This window comes from Hyphomicrobium sp. 99 (genome assembly GCF_000384335.2).
Classification (GTDB): domain Bacteria; phylum Pseudomonadota; class Alphaproteobacteria; order Rhizobiales; family Hyphomicrobiaceae; genus Hyphomicrobium_B.
Genome location: NZ_KQ031382.1, coordinates 2,570,489 through 2,587,691, shown reverse-complemented (window position 1 = coordinate 2,587,691; position 17,203 = coordinate 2,570,489). Strand labels below are relative to the sequence as shown.

Below are 17,203 nucleotides of genomic sequence, written 5' to 3'. Positions count from 1 at the left end.
CCTTGCGAAGTTGTTTTTTTCTTTTGTAGTCTTTCCTATTAGCCGGCGTGGCTGTGCGTGTCTTTCGTTTCCCCTTTCCCAGCCAGTCCCTCGGCCGCGTCAATCTGTGAGGGCGCCTCCCATCCACCGCCGAGAGCTAGGAAAATCGCGATCTGATTGAGATTGACGTCGGTCTGACCCGCAGCGTAGGCCTGTTCGGCCGCCGCGAGGCTTCGATCAGCCTCGAGCGACGTAAGCGCATCGGTGCTGCCCCCTTGCCACAACTCGCGTGCATCCTTTGCCACTTTGGCAGCGCGGTCGCGCGCGTCTTTGAGATTTTTGAGCCGATCGAGGCTGAATGCGTAGCTCGTAAGTGCGCTTTCGATTTCGCGCAAGGCCGTCAGCACAGCTCTATCGAAGCTCGCGAGGTCCGCGCGGCTTTGCGCTTGCGCTGCCGCAATGCGCGCGCGGGCCACGTTTTGATTGATATTCCAACTTATGGTCGGGCCGACGCCGAACCGATTGGTCAGCGCTCCAAACAAATCCGGAGCTGCGCCTTGTGTTCCAATAGACGCGCCAATTTTCACATCGGGGTAGAGATCGGCGGTTTCGACGCCGATAATTGCGGAGGCTGCGGCGAGCCGTCGCTCGGCTGCTCGAACATCAGGACGGCGTCTGAGCAGCGCGCGAGCATCGCCGACAGCAATCGGCGAGGAAAGCTCCAGCGGGGATTTGCAGGAGAGAAGCGAGCGGTCCAATTTTTCGGGCGGCTCGCCGACTAGCATCATCAGCCGATAAGCGGCGTTGCGTTGACGGGCTTCAAGGAGAGGAATTCGTGACTGCAATTCTGCATATAGGCCTTGCTGCCGATCGATATCGAATCGGGCCGCGCGCCCATTGCTGACCAGCGCGCCCGTGAAGGCGATCGCCTGTTTCTGCACACGCACCGTGCGACGGGCGGAATTTAGTTCGTTGCCACCATTGCAAATATCGGCATAAGCGCGGGTTGTGTCGGCCGCGACGTTCACTCGCACGAGATCGCGCGCGGCGACAGCGGCCTCGTCCGCCGATGTTGCGGATTCGATGCCGCGACGGATCCTCCCGAAAAGATCAAGGTCATAGGTGATCGAAATTCCGGTATTTGCGATTTCATGCTGGGGTGGTTTGGTGTGGCTGAGATAGGATTCAGCCGACTGCTGAACATAGCTCGTATCAAAATTTGCAGCGCCGTTAATTTGGCGCGCGGTCTCGGCTTCGGCGAGCAGAGCGTGTGCTCGCTCGAGATTGGCTTCCGCGGCGCGAAGGTCGGTATTGGCAACAAGGGCTTTCTCGACAAACCCCGCGAGCCTTTGATCATTGTAGAGCCGCCACCAGTTGCTGACCGGCGCCTCAACGACGATGGCTTTCGTTTTGGAAGAAAACGAGCCTTGCGACTCGGGCGCATTGAAGAGCGAACTGGTGGGCAACTGGTAATTGGGACCGACGACGCATGCGCCGAGGAACAAGCATACCGTCGAAGCCGCGATCGACGCCTGTCTCACCATGGAAAGCTCCGCTTTACGGTTGCCTCTCCCGTATGCGGCTTAACTTCCACTGTTGCTGTCTGCCCGACGATGAGTTTAAGCCCCGCCGGTAGCTTATCGATCGTCACGCGGACCGGAATGCGCTGAGCAAGACGGACCCATTGGAAGGACGGGTTAACGTTCGCGAGGGCGGATTCGCGATCGCTGCGCTCGCGGTCTTCGACGCCGGTCGCGATGCTCTCGACATGTCCGTGGATCGGCTCGGCCACGCCCATAAGAAAGGCAACGGCGGGATCGCCGACATGGATGGCAGGAATTTTGGTTTCCTCAAAGTATCCTTCGATGCGTATCGATTGGTCGTAAACGAGAGCCGCGACCGCATCCCCTGCCTTCATGTATGTTCCCGGCTGAAGGGTCATGTTTGATACATAGCCATCGACGGGCGCTCGTACGCTGGTACGGTCAAGATTGAGTTTCGCAAGATCGCGTGCGGCTACGGCCTGTGCCAGTCCGCCCCGCAACTCGTCGACACGTGCGCTTCCCTGCTCGACAGTTTCCGCAGCGATTACATTCTTCATCGTGTGATTGCGCTGATCTTCCCTCTCCGCTTGCGTGAGCGACGCCTGCTTGCTTTGAACCAGGGCCTCCGCTGCCTGAAGCGCAAGTTCGTAACGCGGCCGGTCCATGACGAGCAGAACCTGTCCCTTCCGCACATACTCGTTGTCACGAACACGTACGTCGGTGATCAGCCCGGCGACGTCGGTCGCCACTTGCACGACGTCGGCCCTTATCTTTCCGTCGCGGGTTAGCGGATCGACTTGATAGCGCTGCCAAAGCGCCTGCATTCCCACAAGAGTGAGTGACACCATAACTAGGGTTCCAAGCGTACGGCTCCACAGCATGCCATTCATTGGAGAGGAAATTCCCGCGGCAATACGTGCGCATCGGCGAGGATGGAAAGCCCCCACCAGAAAGTCACAAACACTGCGATATCGAGAATGCCCATGTGGCTATTGACATGACGCAGTGGCATTCTGGCGATTAGTGGCCGTATGACATAAGCTAAGGTGGCCGCAAGAGCAGCCCAGACGAGCGCGGCGGGAAAGTACACGCCGAAAATTTGAACTTCATCGACCATGAATTTTGGTCTCCTCAATCCTGGATTCCGCTGGGAAGAGATTGCAATGAATGCCGACGGCAGCGAGGAGGGCCTGCCGCAACACGTCGCTTCGGTCCTCTGCTGTTTGGATCGCGCCGATGGCCTCATCGAGCGCCCACAGAAGTTGTGGGCCGGCCGGAGCCACATTCGCTTCGCGATAGCGCTGGCGAAATACTTGAGCGAGTTCAGAAAGCACGTTCTCGATTGCGTTTTTGACCTTCGCACTTGCACTCGCGGCGGCCTTTCGTAGGTGGAGAATATTACGACCCACGCGGATATCGCTTAAGCCGTCGGCGGCATGAAGCGCGTCGCTCTCGCTTGCGAGCGCCATGCGCGCTGCGATCTGGCCCATCCGATCGAGCGCCAGAGCGGTCCAATCCTTGAGACGAGGTTCCGTCGCCCCTTGGGCTAGCTCCGCGATGTCACGCCATTGCTCGCGGATGATCCGGCGCGCGGTCCATTCGATGCCAACCGAACGAAAAAGGCGCGTGACCGCAATCGTAATGACGATGCCCATGACTTGGGCAATGCCAGTGTTTGCGAACACGGCGAAATCGGCCTGGAAAGAATCGACGAAACCAAGGCCGACTATCAGACAGGAGAACATCGGAAGCGCGATCGCCGATCGTGCCGAGTCCGCCTGAATATACCCTATGCCGATTAAGGCCGGAGCAAGGGCTACACTCAGCAACATGTAGCCATCGACGAGCGGCAATATGGCGAACATGTAGGCCGCTGCGATCGGAAAGGTCACAAGCGTCGCGAAGAGATAGCGGCCGATAATCGGCGCGGGATCTTCCTGCGCCGCAAAGGAGCAAGTAACGAGGGCCGCGAACGCCGCCGTCGCCGATCCCGACGGCCATGCCAGCAGTATCCAGACCGCGCAATAGAGAATGATCGCCGCCGCCATCGCGAGTCCAGCAAGCGCCGCCATGACAGGATCGCGCGCAATTGGAGGGCGCTTTTCGTCTATCGCTAAAGAAGGGTCGAGCATTGACGGTTGATCAAGCGCTTCTGTAAGGCTCTTGGCCTCTTGCAGCGTTTCGACAAACTCGGCGAGGCGTTCGGCGAGGCTCGCGACGATCAGCGCCTGCCAACGCCTTTCCTCGCTGCTCTTATGCGATAAGGATCGCGCGCGCGCTGCAAGACGCGCCGCCATGCCTTCCAACTTGTTGGTCGGCGCGTCCGCGCATTCCCGCAACCATGTCCGCGTATCATCGATCAGACGAGAGAGCTCAGGGTCGATTTCTTTCTTGTCTAAGAGGTCGAGGCGCTGGGCTATAGCGGAAGCCAACGGAATAAGCGCCGCAAGCCGCTGTTGCAGACCATGAACCATGCCACGGGCACCGGCAGCGCCCCTCATGTCGTATGGCAAGTGGATCGCGATTACTCCGAGTTCCGTCACGTCGGAGGCGACGCGTTGGCGGTGGGCGTACGTAAGATTCCTATGGCGCAAGTCGATAGCGCCATCGGCCCACGCGATCGCATCGACGAGAAAGCGTTTCGCGCGGAAATAGATGATTTCCTGGACATTCCACGGCCGGATCACGCTATGCACGAGCGTCACCATCGCGATTGCGACAGTCATTTCTTCGACGCGGGATATGGTCGTCGTAAAAATATTCCCGGGATCATCGAGATAGGGAAAGCTGGCAACGGCCGCGCTAAAGCCGGCCATTTGAAACAGGAAGGCACGGGGGGTGCGGTCGAGGACGGCAAGATAGATGCACAACCCGGTCCATGCCGAGAGGCAGAGAACCAACAACTCCGGAGAATTTTGAAGATTGGGAACGAGGACGATGGCAACGAGCGCGCCGAGAATAATCCCGATCAGTCGATACAACGCCTTTGGGCGCAGCGCACCGGACATGGGCTGCGCCGTGACGTACACGGTCAAAATCGCCCACCACGGCCGCGGGAGGCTGGCCGCGAACGCGATCCCGAGCGTCAAAACACAAGCAAGATAACTGCTTAAGGAAAAGATGAGCCGGTGGGAGTCAAACAACAAAAGATGATGGTGCCAGCGGGTCGCGTTTATGGATGGTGACATGTGGGTTCGACGAACACCTCCCCCGGGCGGACAGGATCCGGCGGGGGTCTGCCGAATCCTGCCCGCATCTGGTTCCAGGCTCTGTCACATCCGCTCTGCGACGACAAAATCATTTAATTTCGATCAAACCAAAATTTTTTTGCGATCGATGACTTGCCGACGATCCCAATGATAATTTTGAAGCGAAGAGCCCTTGCCACGGGGCAAATAGAAAAATTCAAGAGCAGCTATGTGGCTGACGCTCAGTATTTCGGAAGCCGAGAGGACGTTGCGGAGCGCCTGAAGCGTCCGAAAACTCCATTTGCCCCGATTTCCGTGTCGGGCCGCAGCGCCTTCACCGGCACGATATTGTTTTATCGTTCGGGCTCGAGCGGGAAAAATCTCATTGAGCCTGCCTTGAAACTCGACATGACGCTTTCTGTCACCCTACCCGCCCGGAGCGGATGGATTGACAAGGTCCTAGCCACTGGCCCTCCAGCCGTCACCATCGAAGCTGAAGAGCCAACATTCTTCCCTGGCGCACTGCTGGGCGGAGATAACGCGCCCCTGAAAGTAAGATGACGGCGGTCGAGCGTCTCTTGCGTGGAGAAAGTGTTAGTCGACCAGGGCAACAGTTATCTGCGCTGACTACCAGTGGCCGCTGATCATACAGCAAGTGCTGGCCGGTTTGCCGCAAAGTAAACCGGATGCAGGCTTAACCGACGAACAGCGGGCGCTGGCGGACAAGCTGAGAGGCGGCGTAGAAGTCACCAGCTTCGCCAGCTGGCTCAACAAGCAGCCCTCGGCTTCTGAGGACTGTGCGCGCAGCCTGGATGCTGCGCTCGCGGAGCTGCGCATGTTGGGCGGCGACAAGGCCGCCGAGGCCCTATCAGTGCGGCAGCTGCTGTGTCCGGCGAGACCTCAGAAGCCAAGCAACGGATGGTGGCCGATACCCTCCAGCTTGAGATTTCTGCGGCAATCCAAAAGCGCCGAGATGAGGTCAAGGCACTCTCTGCTCTTGAAACAAAGGTGGCCGAACTGGAGGCCTTCCGGCGGCCACGCCGTTGGTCGCGGAAGTACGGGATGCCTTGCGGCGTGAAGATGCCTCGACGGCGGCGTCGCTTTCGAAACGTGTGGCGGACGTCACTGACGCCGAGCGGAAGGGAAGAGCATTGGCAGCGAAGCGCCGCGCCATTTTAAAGACGCTCGCAGACCTGGGCTACGAAGCACGCGAGGACATGGAAACAGCTTGGGTCAAAGATGGCCGGTTGGTGATGCGCCGTGCCGCGAACCCTGAGATGGGTGTCGAAGTGAGGGGGGCCGAACAGTTGCAGTTCCGGCCCGCGCGGTTTGGCTCTGAAGCAAGCGCCAACGATCGCTCAAAAGATCGGGATATCGAGACGGTATGGTGCTCTGACTTCGACGAGCTTCATAAGCATGTTCTCGGAGAGCAGGGCGAGTTAAAGATCGAGCGGTTAACGCCGGTTGGGACGACGCCAGTTTTGTTCGAAGTTGAAAGTGTCGACGAAGGAGCCCGCCTTCTTTGCGGCGGACTTGGCCGCCCGGAGGAATTCAACAGCGGATACTACGTCAAGCCGACGGTATTCGCGGATGTTAAGCCGGGTATGACGATCGAGCGCGAAGAGATCTTACCCGGACACCTTGGAACGAGGGCAAGCTGATTGGCGCAAAGCCGCCGCTCAGGCCGAGCCATGTCTGGTCGATCCGGACAAAACTTCAGATGCAGGGCAAGACACGCGATCTTGCCCTGTTCAATTTGGCGATCGACAGCAAGCTGCGGGGCTGTGACGTTGTCGCCGTCCGCGTCGATGACGTGGCTCCGAGCGGCTACGCGATGGACCGCGCCACGATTCGTCAGAAAAAGACAGGTCGGCCGGTGCGGTTCGAGCTGACCGACCAGACACGACAGGCGATCGACCAGTATCTGAGACTGAGGGATAGGAAGACAGGACAGTTTCTGTTCGCCGACCGAGGCAATACCGACCGTCGACTAACCACTCGCCAGTACGCGCGGCTCGTGCAGGACTGAGTGGCTAGCATCGGTCTCGCTCCAGCGAAGTTCGGCACACACTCGCTACGCCGAACCAAGGCGGTGCTGATCTACCGCCGAACCGGCCACCTCGCTCATGAAGTTTCAGGTTTCCGCTTGAAAGTCGCCAGCGCGATCCCATCTGCCATCCATACGGATGGTGTTTGGATGGCTGAATATGGCGAAAGATAATGTCCGCGAGTTAAGGCCGCGGGGCCCCGATTCAGAGAAGATCACAATCAATCTTGGCTACGTGGATCTCGGGCAGATCGATCTACTGGTCGAGGAAGGTTTCTATTCAAACAGAACCGATTTCATACGCAGCGCCATTCGCAACCAGATCGAGCGGCACGCCGAGGTCGTCAACAAAGCCGTGAGGCGGCAATCGCTTGATCTCGGGTTACGACGGCTCGACCGCCAGGAGCTTGAGGCCGCGCGTGCGGCCGGCCAGCAACTTGATCTCCGAGTGCTCGGGCTTCTTACCATCGCACCCGACGTTTCGCCCAAGTTAGCACGCGCGACGATCGCATCGCTCACGGTACTTGGCACGCTCCACGCAAGCGCGGAAGTCAAAGCCGCTCTGGCCGACCGCATCCGATAGTCGAACGCCCATAGGCACCGCTTACGCGGCTTTACGCGGCAACAAAACGGAACCCTCTCAATATGAAGACTCTCGATCTTGAAAAAATGCACGAAGCCGCACGTCTTACCCGGGCGGGTCGCTTAAGCGATGCGCTCGCGTTGCTGCAAGCCGCCACGATGAGTCCGACAACGGGCACAACGTCTGCCGAGGGAACAATCGACGGCGAGATCGTCTCCGACCAGATACGCCCGACAAAGCTTTCGGCCGCTATCCCGCAACTTCTCGGGTCCTTCGATGGCGCAAACCTGCCAGGGGCACGGCGTCACGCGCTGCACACAGCCGACATCGCGCCCGAAGGAGGGCGCTACGTCAGTGGTTCGTTTTCAAACGCGGAAGGAGCGCGTTCGTACAAACTTTATATTCCAACCATTTGCGCTGCCGGACCAAGGCCGTTAATCGTGATGCTGCACGGGTGCACGCAGTCGGCGGATGACTTTGCTGCGGGTACCCGCATGAACTTCGTGGCCGAAGAGCACGGGTGTTTCGTCGTGTACCCCGAACAGCCGCAAGCCGCGAACGCTTCGAAATGTTGGAACTGGTTCAGGTCAGCCGATCAGGCACGCGGGAAAGGTGAACCATCGTTGATCGCCGGAATCACGCGACAGGTCGTTGAGGAGCACGGCATCGATCAGGCGCGTATTTATGTGGCCGGGTTATCAGCGGGGGGCGCTGCCGCTGCGATTATGGGAGAAGCTTATCCGGACCTCTATGCAGCCGTTGGCGTGCATTCGGGACTCGCCTGTGGCTCAGCCAACGATGTCGCGTCGGCGTTCAACGCGATGCGCGGAGGAGGAGGGAATACGGGCAGTGGTGCCCCTGCTGCGGCGAAGCCCACGATAGTTTTCCACGGCGACAGGGACGCAACGGTCCACCCTTCCAACGGCGCGAAAGTAATTGCTCGAGTCGCTGGAGACGCGAATTTCCGGATGCGGACCGAGCGGAAGACTTCATCTCAAGGATATAGTTTTTCGCATGCTGTGCATCGCGACGCATCTGGGCTCAGCATCCTTGAATTGTGGGAGCTCCACGGCGCCGGGCATTCCTGGTCCGGTGGCAGTCCAGCAGGCTCATTCACCAGCCAAGATGGTCCGGATGCCTCAAAGGAAATGTTGCGCTTCTTTCTTCAACACCGTCGAACGCTGCCGTGATTAGTGTCGACTACTAAGATGGTCGCCTGAGATGTGAATGGGCATCATGGCGCCCTCTCGGCGCGCGTCGACTTATCATTTGCGGCCGTTCTTCTCGCAATTGTCCTGAGCTTGATAACCTCGTCAAAAGGAATTTCGGGTATCAACCGCCGATCTCCTTAACACCGAGTGGCGAAAGTCCGTGGCCGCCTTCTGGGCCCTCAACGATCCACCTGTTTAAGCGAGCGAAAGCCAGAACGGCGGTGAACTGGAAGAATTTCGACGGAAGGCTTTCCGAGCCCGTAAAGAGCCCTGAGATAGTCGCGCGTTTGTTTTTGAATTTCTCCCATAAGGTCAGGGCAACTCTTCGATCAACTGGGGTGCTAATCCTCTCAGGTCCCGGAGGAGGGGCACGCGCTCGGAATCGACGCGCGCGCATGCCAGCTCTCCTATTGCGAGCGATCACACCGGCGTCCGTTTAAATGGAATTTTGCAAAAATATTGCCGTCGATACGACCGCTCACGCCTCAAATTTAGATCGTCAGCCATCGAATAATTTGATCTCGGTCAAGATTTCAGAGCTTCTTAAAGCCCGGCCCTCGCAAATGTGGAGCATACGGATTTGCATTATGCCGCACAGCGACGATTGATGCAAAATTGTGACCTGATGGGTGCGCGCTGACGCGTTTCGCTATCGGGGCGTTTGCTATTGCTGCTGGAATCACCCGGCGGATAGCGCGGGCACTTACAGCGGCTCGGGCCGACGAGCGGCTCGTTGGCTTTTGCTGCAGCGATGATGCGAGTGGAGGTGTCATTCCGACGGCTCCCAATGGCTGGACCGAAATGGCATCGATGACTCGATTGGCGATATTATACTTGGAATAGATGGAGGTACTTCAATGCCCAACTCTACCCGTCATCAACGCGCTCAGCTGGTCGCGAGAGTGACCATTCTTGAGCGCGTCGTGGGCCTCATGGTGCGCGACCGCATGCTCGAAGCAGGCAAGGGCGCGACGGACATTCTCAGTTTTGGTGAGGAGGTTAAAAAGTACTTTCATGGCCGGACAGCGGAGGGCTCGACCGACCGCGAACTCAACGACGCTGCTGATCGTTTCTTTTCGGCGATTGCATCAGATATCGGCAGCCAAGATAGCCAATGATGGCCCGGAAGTTAATCCGCTTCCGAAAGCATGCTGCGCACAGCTTCGATTATTGCGTCCTCGTTATAGGGCTTAGGGAAAAATCTAGCCCCGACCGGCATGTGGCCCTGCTCAACGAGGGTCCGGCCCGATACCACGATCAACTTAATCGGCGACCATCGATCGCTGATGTAATGAGATAGTTTTAAGCCATCAATCGAACCAGGCATCTCGACGTCGGTGAACACAAGATGGATTTCGGGGCGCGCTTCGAGAACCCGAATAGCTTCGTCCGCGCTACTCGCCTCGATCACCTCAAAACCAGCGGTTTCCAGAAATTCGAGAGCAGCGTTTCGAGTAATCGGGTGATCCTCGACCACCAAAACAACGTTCTTATGAATTGGCATATATTATCCGGTGAGGACGAAGCTGATACTCAATCGCTGAGCGTAATGTGAAGCAGGGGAGCCTCTGCTAAGCAGTCGGCAGTGCCTCCCTCCGTTTGGCGACCAGCTCGTCGTAAACAATACGAACCGAGGTTCCAGGTTTTGCATCGCGCACGATAATTTTGCCGCCGAGCTGTTTGGCGAGCGCCTCGACGATTCCTGTACCGAGCCCCGGCTTGGCTTTGTCGGAACCCGTCGCCATGCCAATCCCGTCATCCACGACGGATAGAGCCCATTTCGCTCCATCGGACCGGAAATCGACGCTAATCTTGCCGTGCCGGTTGCCTGGGAAGGCGTGTTTAAGAGCATTGATCACCAGTTCGGTGATGATTAGACCAAAGCTCACCGACGTATTTGCATTGACGACACTGTCATCGATGGTCGCCACGATCGACAGACGGTTGGGGTCTTGGATCATCGATGCACCAAGGCTTTCGCAAAGTTGGACGAAATAGGGTCGAAGCGACACGTCTCCGAGGCTCGACGCCGCGAGGTGACGCTGAACTTCGGCGATCGACATGACGCGATGGTGCGCGTCTTGAAGATGTCCCCTCGCTTCCTCGGACTGCACCTTGCGAGCGCTCTGCATCAACACGCTGGCGATGATCTGGAGACTGTTGGCGACGCGGTGCTGGATTTCCTGGAGAAGAATCGCCTTCTCTCGGATGAGATCATCTTTTTCCCGAGACTCTGCACGAGCGGCTGTTACGTCAGATATCGCCAGAAGGAGCCGAACACGGTCGTTGTCTCCATCGTCGAGCTTGCGAGCATTTAACACCAAGCTTCGAGGCTTTTGGCCCATCAAGGTGAGCTCGAGTTCGTAGCCCTCGATTGGGGTTGTCCCCCCTGCGGTTGCCATCAGCAGAGAATGGAGTTGGGGCATTGCCCACTCGCCACCGCCGATCTCGGAAAGCTTCCGACCAGGAATGCCGGCGGCATCAATCTGAAATGTCCGGCAGAACGATGCGCTCGCAGCGATTACGTTCAGATCGGCAGAAAGGAATAGCAGCGGCTCGTTAGATGAAGCGATGACAGCGAGAGTGCTGGCTGCTTCAACGTGCTGAGAGGTAACAGAAGCCATCGTATGGCCCTCAAGGGCCGGAGGCTCGCGGTGCGAAAGCCATCACTCGGCAGAATACTATCGTTCTGACAAGAGCCTGCTGTTGGCCCCAATGCAATAGGGCTGGGGCCAACATGGTGTCAAAACTTGCTTAATCGCGACAGACGCGACGGTGGTGCCGGTAATAGCAATCCCGGTCGTCATCGGAATCGTCACCAATGTAAACGCCGGAGCCGTAGCCAAATCCGTAGCCTCTGCCACCGCGCCGATGACTGCCGTGGCCACGATCGCCGCCATTCCAGTTGCCTGCCATACCATGCGAACTATGGCCCATGCCCGCGCCATGTTCCGTTCCGCTTGAGCGACTGGCGCTCCCGCTAGAATGGCTCATACCGCTACCCCCGGGACCGTCAGCATGAGACCCCGCGTTGGCCGTGACAGTCATTACACTGAGCGCAAGACCTGCAGTCAGCGCCATTAAGGCACTCGAATGGACTTTCATTTGTTTCCTCGGAAATCTCGCTCAGCACATGCTGGCATTGCGGCATGAGCAAAATAGCTCGGCCGTTAGGGATGATACTCCCCGGCGGCCGTTTAAGTTTCGAACCTGCGGCTGAAGGGCCGACGCATTCGATGCACGACTTGCAATGCAAGGCTGATCCACGCCACGCTGTGCCCTATAGCATAAGGCACGATCAGGGCCCGGTGAAGAAGGACGGCCCCAACGTCAAGCTGGACGTCTACAGCTTTATGACGACGGCGCCGAACGCGCTCGCGGACGTGCCGTACAATCAGGGGAACGGAAATCAAAATAAGGCGTTGGGCGACGCGTAACTGATGCTGACACCGTTCGTACATGGGGGGACACTCAGACATGACGTACACGTTGGACGCCAACGACTTGATCACCCACATTCAGCTCGGTGAAGGGGACGAATGGCTGGCGGAAATTCAACCTGAAAAAGTCATGGGTTCGAATCTCTTCTCCCATATCACTGGGCTTTCCTCCGCTGCCTTCGTCAGGGCAGTCCTAGACGGCGCCCGCCGGGGACATCCGATAAGCGTGCCCTACCGCTGCGACACACCGGACCGTAGGCGGTCATGGAAAATGGAGGTGAGCCCGATTGCGGATGGCGGGCTTGTGATCACGCACCGGCTTCTCGAAGACGTTCCTTTTCGCTCTCAATGGACGTTCCGGATGGCGTCGGAGAGTTTTCTAAACGCTATTCCGCGCTGTAGTGTCTGCAACCGCGTGTTTATGAACACGGCGTGGGAAGACCTCGACGAAAAGCATACTGTCGAGAACGAGACTGCGGGGAGGGCTCGCATTATCGATGTAGTCTACGAAATCTGTTCGAACTGCGATCGCCTCACGTGGCCCGGGCGCTTGCTCGCCTGAGTTTCAGATCAATGCATGGTGTGGCCGGGCTGTGGGCAAGTAGCTTCGAATGTCGTGCAGCGCCGGCCATCGAAATTCAGCCCAAGATCGCTCGCGCTCAGCGCAAATCATGGAGTCTCAGTAATCTCTTTGGGATGCGAGTGGCCGAACAATGAACCGCCTATTGCGGGAGTGAGCGTCGGGATCCCGCTGCCAAAGACGAAAAGATTGGCAGAATTGGAAATTGGTAGAACGAAACTCGCGGCATTTGCGACGAACGCGCAGATATAATTGCGGTTGGGTGATCGCCAGGAAATGGCGTGCCATGGAATTCTGAGCTTTTACATTTCGGCCCGCACAATCTGGTACTGGGCGGCGAACCCAATCGTCTGCGTCGTCGCGAGGAAGGATTACGAAATCCGCATCGTCAGCGCTGATGTGATCATTGATGTTCTCCATAATGGAGCGCAATGCCTGATGGCTAGGGAGGCCGCCATCCGTGATGTGCAGCTCACCTACATTCAAGATCTGACACAGGGCTTTAAATAGGACAAAGCCTTTTCGCCGCTACAATCCCGTAGCAGCCGCAGCGAAACGCCATCGTTGATGTCTTGTTCCATGTACGGTGGGTAGGAAAAATGATCCCGCTGAGATGACACGCCGCGTCGTCGAGGGGATGGCGGGGACAATGCTGAGCTTCAACGACGTCGGCGGCCAGCAGGCCAAGACCAGCGTTGCCGAGCGCGTGGCGCGTCGATCATGCAGCCGACGCAGGGCACGCTGGAGCTTGGTCCGAAGGTGGACGGAAGCCCGATATCGTGTGCCTGCAGGAGCTCAAGGCGCGCGATGACAAGTTTCCCGAAGCAGCACTGAACAAGCCGGATATGGCGCGGTGTGTCTTGGCCAGACAAGCTGGAACGGTGTTGCCATTCTCGCGCGCGGTTCCAAGCCCAAAGAAATGCGCCGTAGTCTTCCGGTTGGTCCTGATGACTTACATAGCCTGTACATCGAATGCCGGATCGCAAGGATAACCGTCGGGTGCCTCTACCTTCCCAACGGCAATCCAGCCCCGGGCCCCAAATTCGATTATCAGCTACGCTGGTTCAGACGATTTTCTCAGCACGCTAAAAAGCTGCTCGCGAGCGGCAAGCCTGTCGTTTTGGTTGGCGATTATAATGTGATGCCGACGTACCTCGCTATCTGCGCACCGGAGCGCTGGCGGGAGGACGCGCTCTGCCGTCCCGAAGTGCGTGACGCGTATCACGAGCCGGTCGATCAAGGGTGGACGGATTCCATCCGCGCGCTGCACCCGGATGAGCCAATTACACTTTCTAACATATTGGCGGAACGCCTTCGCTCGTGACGCCGGGCTGAGAATTGATCACATCCTTCTCAGTCCGCCGCTCGCAAAAAAGCTCAACTGTCCCGAAAATCCTGACGAGGGGACAGTCGATGAAGAGGGACGGCTAGACAGAAACGCCTTCTTCTTCCATCATAATCTCTCGCATCGCCGTCAAGATATCCTCAGCCGCGAGACGTTTGTCATCAAAGCCGGTCTCGAGTGCGAGCTGATTGAAGAGCCTTTCATCTTTCTCTCTCACACCAATGAAGGCCATCGACCAATTTGGGAATGTGCGCTCATTTGCCGGTTCGTATTCCAAGACCTGCACTTCAGTGTGGCGAGGGTCGCATTGGATGCGCTCAAAGATCTCAGCGATACAATCTCTCGGTCCCTCAAGAACCTGCGCAAAGCAGCCACTATTGAAGATCAATGCACCTGTCAGATTGGCCTTGGTGTTATTGACGCGCGCCTTCTCCAAAATTTCCTCAATGCTTGCGGCGATTTCTTCGTCAGGGCCTGTGAGAAGATTCTTGCTGTAGTAGACAATTCTTTGCAGAGGGCCGGTCATCCTATTGCTCCGAGATGGAAGAATTAAGCGATCCGGCGATCAACGTCACGATCTCAGAAGACGAAAGAGGCTCGCCAAAGAGTTGGCCTTGGAGTCCTGTGCATCCAGCTGCCCTCAAGTCGCGGCATTGCCTCTCTGTTTCCACACCGTCTGCGGTTACGCAGATGCCCAGGCTTGCGCCAAGTGCTGAGACGGCGCGGATAATCGCTGCAGCATCTTTTTTTGACGCCATGTCCCGCGCGAAAGATTGATCGATTTTGATTTTATCGAATGGGAAAGATCGAAGGTAATTCAGGCTCGAATACCCCGTCCCGAATTGATCCATAGCTATGCGAATGCCCAGGCCCTTGAGCTGATGCAGGGTTTCGAGCGTCGCCTCCGTGTCCTGCAGCAGAACTCCCTCGGTAATCTCGAGTTCAAGCCGGCTGGGTTCCAATCCGGAGGACGCAAGGGCCGAGGCCACGACCTCCGGCAGACCCCGATTCGAAAACTGCACATGTGAGAGATTGACTGCGACGGAGACGTGAGCCGGCCACTTTTGGGCTTCGCGGCACGCCGATCTCAGCACCCATTCGCCAATCTGGACGACAAGGCCGGTTTCCTCGGCAATCGCCATGAAGCTTTCAGGTGGCAGTGTACCTCTCGTGGGGTGTCGCCACCGAAGGAGCACTTCGATACTTGTGAGCTGCTCATCGGACGAGCGCACCTGTGGTTGGAATACCAATGTAAACTGTCGCAACGCGAGGGCCTTGCGAAGCTCCAATTCGAGCGTTCGGCGCTCCCGCGCGCGCTTGTCCATCTCCTGCTCGAACAATTTGTAGCAGCCGCGTCCATGAGCCTTCGCAGCATAGAGTGCCAAATCCGCGCTCTTCATGAGTGCTTCAAATGATTGCGCATCGTTTGATGCGAAAGCGATGCCGACACTCACGCCGATTGTGATGAGATGTTCGTCTACAAGGTAGGGTCTGCTCAAGAGATCTACGAGGCGCTGCGCAAGCGTTTCGGCAGCAGCCGGCTGCTGAGCTGGCCCCTGGATGATTGCAAACTCATCGCCCCCGAGGCGAACGAGAAAATCGTTGCCACGAATGGCCTTTCGCAGACGCTCAACCACGCGGCAAAGAAGGCCGTCGCCCACGGGATGACCCAGCGTGTCATTGACGGCTTTGAAGCGGTCAAGATCAAGGAAGAGCAGCGCCAGATCGCCTGCTGGTCCACCTTTTGAAAGGGCTTGAGTGTAATAGTCCCTGAGAGCGTCCCGGCCCGGAAGGCCGGTGAGGGCATCCAGTGCCGCCAATGGCGGCGCGGCTACCGGGTCCGCAAAAACTAACGAGCGGCCATCAGGTATCGGCTGAACGCGAAGCCATCCATGACGCGCTCCAGATTGAGTCAGGGAGCGGGCCATCGTCTCCAAATTCATGGTGCGCCATTCGGGCCCGCATGTCCGGCTCATGACGCTTGAAAAAGGCTCGCTTGCAAGGGCGACGAACCCATTCGGGCCAAACATAGCCACTGCGATTGGCAGTTGGGTGAGAACTGCCGCGTCAAGAGAATCCTGAGGCCGGTCTTGTGCGCTCGAATTAGCGGCATTCATGCTTTGCATTGCGGATCTTGTTGAAGGACTGATTTGATGAACGAGATTCGAGCTTGTCGGACGCTGTAACGCCTCCAACACCCAAGCGGCTCATCACTCGTCAATGTCCTACGAGGGCTGGCTGGCTCTTCGATGCGTCGGGAATGACAGGGCTTGCAAGAGCTGTGAGGGCGGGGCGGGCCAACAGGTAGCCTTGCATGAGTTCCACACCAAGGTCTCGCAGCACGGTGTATTCACCGATTGCTTCAATGCCCTCACAAATGGGGATTATATTTAGGTCCCTCAACATGTGCAGGATGTTGCGGACAATCGAGCGCTTTGCGGCGTTAGTGTCGATATTTCGTATGAGCTCCATGTCGAGCTTCACAAGGTCGGGCTGAAATTCCGCTAGCATGCCTAGACTTGAAAAACCGGCGCCAAAGTCATCAATCGCAGTCTTGAAACCCATGCTTCGGTAGGCAGCCAGGATTTTGAGCGTGTGTGCAGTGTCTAAGCGCTCAACCTCGGTGAACTCGAAAATAATTCGGTTCAGAGGAAAGCCCGATTTTTCGGCGGCCGCCAAGGTCAACCGGATGCACGCCGTCGGCTCGTAGACTGCGTTCGGAAGAAAATTAATCGAAAGATTTGCGCCCGTATCCGACAATTTGAGTTGGGCCGCTAGCTCGATGGCTTTTACGCGGCACCGCTGATCAAAGGCGTATCGGTTTTCGTCGGAAACCTTGGCGAGAACCGAACCGGCCGCCTCGCCATGGGCGCCTCGCACTAACGCTTCGTGGGCGTAGACGACGTTCGTTCGGACATTCACAATGGGCTGAAATGCCATAGTGATGGGAAGATCGAACTTACCGCCGCTTCGGCAGTTTCTGCAGCCGTGATTGTCTCGCATTGTACGTCCGATTTAATTGTCTCTGACACCGTAGCGGTCTGGGCTCAAAAATCGGTTAAGGTTCACTCAGCCTTTCAGGCCAAGCGGCATAATTTCTTAAATGTATTCTAGCCTATCCGAAGTGGAATACGGCAACCTCCGCGCTGTGCAGCTGCTGCTCGGACATTCGAAGATTGAGAGCACCGTGCGCTATCTCGGCATCGTGGTCGTTGAGAAGATCGACATCTCATGGCGGCATTACCTTTGTGAAGAGACCTAGTCGGCGATTGCAACAGGAGGGCCT

At 57.4% G+C, this 17,203-nt stretch carries 18 protein-coding genes and 3 pseudogenes; 11 read left to right on the top strand and 10 right to left on the bottom strand.

The genetic code is table 11. From position 1 onward, the window contains the following. Positions 1–38: 38 nt before the first annotated feature. From G359_RS12455 to G359_RS12440, 4 genes are read right to left on the bottom strand one after another with little or no spacing between them, the layout of a single operon-like run. Positions 39–1,523, bottom strand: a complete 1,485-nt coding sequence (locus G359_RS12455; protein ID WP_045836389.1) for an efflux transporter outer membrane subunit — start codon at positions 1,521–1,523, stop codon at positions 39–41. Then, the gene (locus tag G359_RS12450) at positions 1,517–2,371 is read right to left on the bottom strand and encodes an efflux RND transporter periplasmic adaptor subunit (RefSeq protein ID WP_197077576.1); all 855 of its coding nucleotides are present in this window, start codon (positions 2,369–2,371) and stop codon (positions 1,517–1,519) included. The genes G359_RS12455 and G359_RS12450 overlap by 7 nt, the downstream gene beginning before the upstream one ends. A gap of 38 nt (positions 2,372–2,409) precedes the next feature. Next, entirely contained in the window at positions 2,410–2,640 is a 231-nt protein-coding gene (locus G359_RS12445; protein ID WP_045836388.1) for a DUF1656 domain-containing protein, read from the bottom strand. Continuing rightward, the gene (locus G359_RS12440) at positions 2,630–4,711 is read right to left on the bottom strand and encodes an FUSC family protein (protein WP_045836387.1); all 2,082 of its coding nucleotides are present in this window, start codon (positions 4,709–4,711) and stop codon (positions 2,630–2,632) included. The genes G359_RS12445 and G359_RS12440 overlap by 11 nt, the downstream gene beginning before the upstream one ends. A 153-nt stretch (positions 4,712–4,864) precedes the next feature. Between G359_RS12440 and G359_RS12435 the strand changes: the two genes are divergently transcribed. The 6 genes and pseudogenes from G359_RS12435 (at position 4,865) to G359_RS12405 (ending at position 9,670) form a co-directional block, all read left to right on the top strand. Then, the gene (locus G359_RS12435; protein WP_156150757.1) at positions 4,865–5,272 is read left to right on the top strand and encodes a hypothetical protein; all 408 of its coding nucleotides are present in this window, start codon (positions 4,865–4,867) and stop codon (positions 5,270–5,272) included. Between the two features lie 938 nt (positions 5,273–6,210). Beyond that, positions 6,211–6,339: pseudogene (locus G359_RS20945) on the top strand (aldehyde dehydrogenase family protein); the annotation flags it as partial. 92 nt (positions 6,340–6,431) lie between these two features. Continuing rightward, a pseudogene (locus G359_RS20770) lies at positions 6,432–6,833 on the top strand (tyrosine-type recombinase/integrase); the annotation flags it as partial. An 85-nt stretch (positions 6,834–6,918) separates the two neighbouring features. Continuing rightward, entirely contained in the window at positions 6,919–7,341 is a 423-nt protein-coding gene (locus G359_RS12415) for a CopG family transcriptional regulator (RefSeq protein ID WP_156150756.1), read from the top strand. 62 nt (positions 7,342–7,403) lie between these two features. Continuing rightward, the gene (locus G359_RS12410) at positions 7,404–8,531 is read left to right on the top strand and encodes an extracellular catalytic domain type 1 short-chain-length polyhydroxyalkanoate depolymerase (RefSeq protein WP_045836382.1); all 1,128 of its coding nucleotides are present in this window, start codon (positions 7,404–7,406) and stop codon (positions 8,529–8,531) included. A gap of 878 nt (positions 8,532–9,409) precedes the next feature. Next, complete coding sequence (locus tag G359_RS12405) at positions 9,410–9,670, top strand: hypothetical protein (RefSeq protein WP_045836381.1); 261 nt, start codon at positions 9,410–9,412, stop codon at positions 9,668–9,670. An 11-nt stretch (positions 9,671–9,681) separates the two neighbouring features. Here G359_RS12405 and G359_RS12400 read toward each other — a convergent pair whose 3' ends face one another. The 3 genes from G359_RS12400 to G359_RS12390 form a co-directional block, all read right to left on the bottom strand. Beyond that, positions 9,682–10,056: a response regulator gene (locus tag G359_RS12400; RefSeq protein ID WP_045836380.1), complete on the bottom strand. Its 375-nt coding sequence runs from the start codon at positions 10,054–10,056 to the stop codon at positions 9,682–9,684. Positions 10,057–10,123: 67 nt separating this feature from the next. Continuing rightward, positions 10,124–11,176, bottom strand: a complete 1,053-nt coding sequence (locus G359_RS12395; RefSeq protein WP_045836379.1) for a sensor histidine kinase — start codon at positions 11,174–11,176, stop codon at positions 10,124–10,126. 130 nt (positions 11,177–11,306) lie between these two features. Next, a complete protein-coding gene (locus G359_RS12390; protein ID WP_156150755.1) occupies positions 11,307–11,546 on the bottom strand; it encodes a hypothetical protein in 240 nt (79 codons plus the stop codon). A gap of 242 nt (positions 11,547–11,788) precedes the next feature. Between G359_RS12390 and G359_RS12385 the strand changes: the two genes are divergently transcribed. The 4 genes and pseudogenes from G359_RS12385 to G359_RS19720 form a co-directional block, all read left to right on the top strand. Further along, positions 11,789–11,989 (top strand): hypothetical protein, encoded by a 201-nt coding sequence (locus tag G359_RS12385; RefSeq protein WP_156150754.1) that lies wholly within the window; start codon positions 11,789–11,791, stop codon positions 11,987–11,989. A gap of 40 nt (positions 11,990–12,029) precedes the next feature. Beyond that, positions 12,030–12,554 (top strand): hypothetical protein, encoded by a 525-nt coding sequence (locus G359_RS12380; RefSeq protein WP_045836376.1) that lies wholly within the window; start codon positions 12,030–12,032, stop codon positions 12,552–12,554. Between the two features lie 270 nt (positions 12,555–12,824). Continuing rightward, entirely contained in the window at positions 12,825–13,082 is a 258-nt protein-coding gene (locus G359_RS12375; RefSeq protein ID WP_156150753.1) for a hypothetical protein, read from the top strand. A gap of 185 nt (positions 13,083–13,267) precedes the next feature. Further along, a pseudogene (locus G359_RS19720) lies at positions 13,268–13,954 on the top strand (exodeoxyribonuclease III); the annotation flags it as partial. 45 nt (positions 13,955–13,999) lie between these two features. Here G359_RS19720 and G359_RS12365 read toward each other — a convergent pair. The 3 genes from G359_RS12365 to G359_RS12355 form a co-directional block, all read right to left on the bottom strand. Next, positions 14,000–14,443, bottom strand: coding sequence for a BLUF domain-containing protein (locus G359_RS12365; RefSeq protein WP_045837965.1), 444 nt, complete (start codon positions 14,441–14,443; stop codon positions 14,000–14,002). A 1-nt stretch (position 14,444) separates the two neighbouring features. Next, positions 14,445–15,845, bottom strand: coding sequence for a putative bifunctional diguanylate cyclase/phosphodiesterase (locus G359_RS12360; RefSeq protein ID WP_210165514.1), 1,401 nt, complete (start codon positions 15,843–15,845; stop codon positions 14,445–14,447). A gap of 289 nt (positions 15,846–16,134) precedes the next feature. Beyond that, on the bottom strand, positions 16,135–16,857 hold the full coding sequence (locus G359_RS12355) for an EAL domain-containing protein (RefSeq protein WP_245280015.1): 723 nt from the start codon (positions 16,855–16,857) through the stop codon (positions 16,135–16,137). A gap of 163 nt (positions 16,858–17,020) precedes the next feature. Between G359_RS12355 and G359_RS20765 the strand changes: the two genes are divergently transcribed. After that, positions 17,021–17,179: a hypothetical protein gene (locus G359_RS20765; protein WP_197077573.1), complete on the top strand. Its 159-nt coding sequence runs from the start codon at positions 17,021–17,023 to the stop codon at positions 17,177–17,179. The last annotated feature ends 24 nt before the right edge of the window (positions 17,180–17,203 follow it).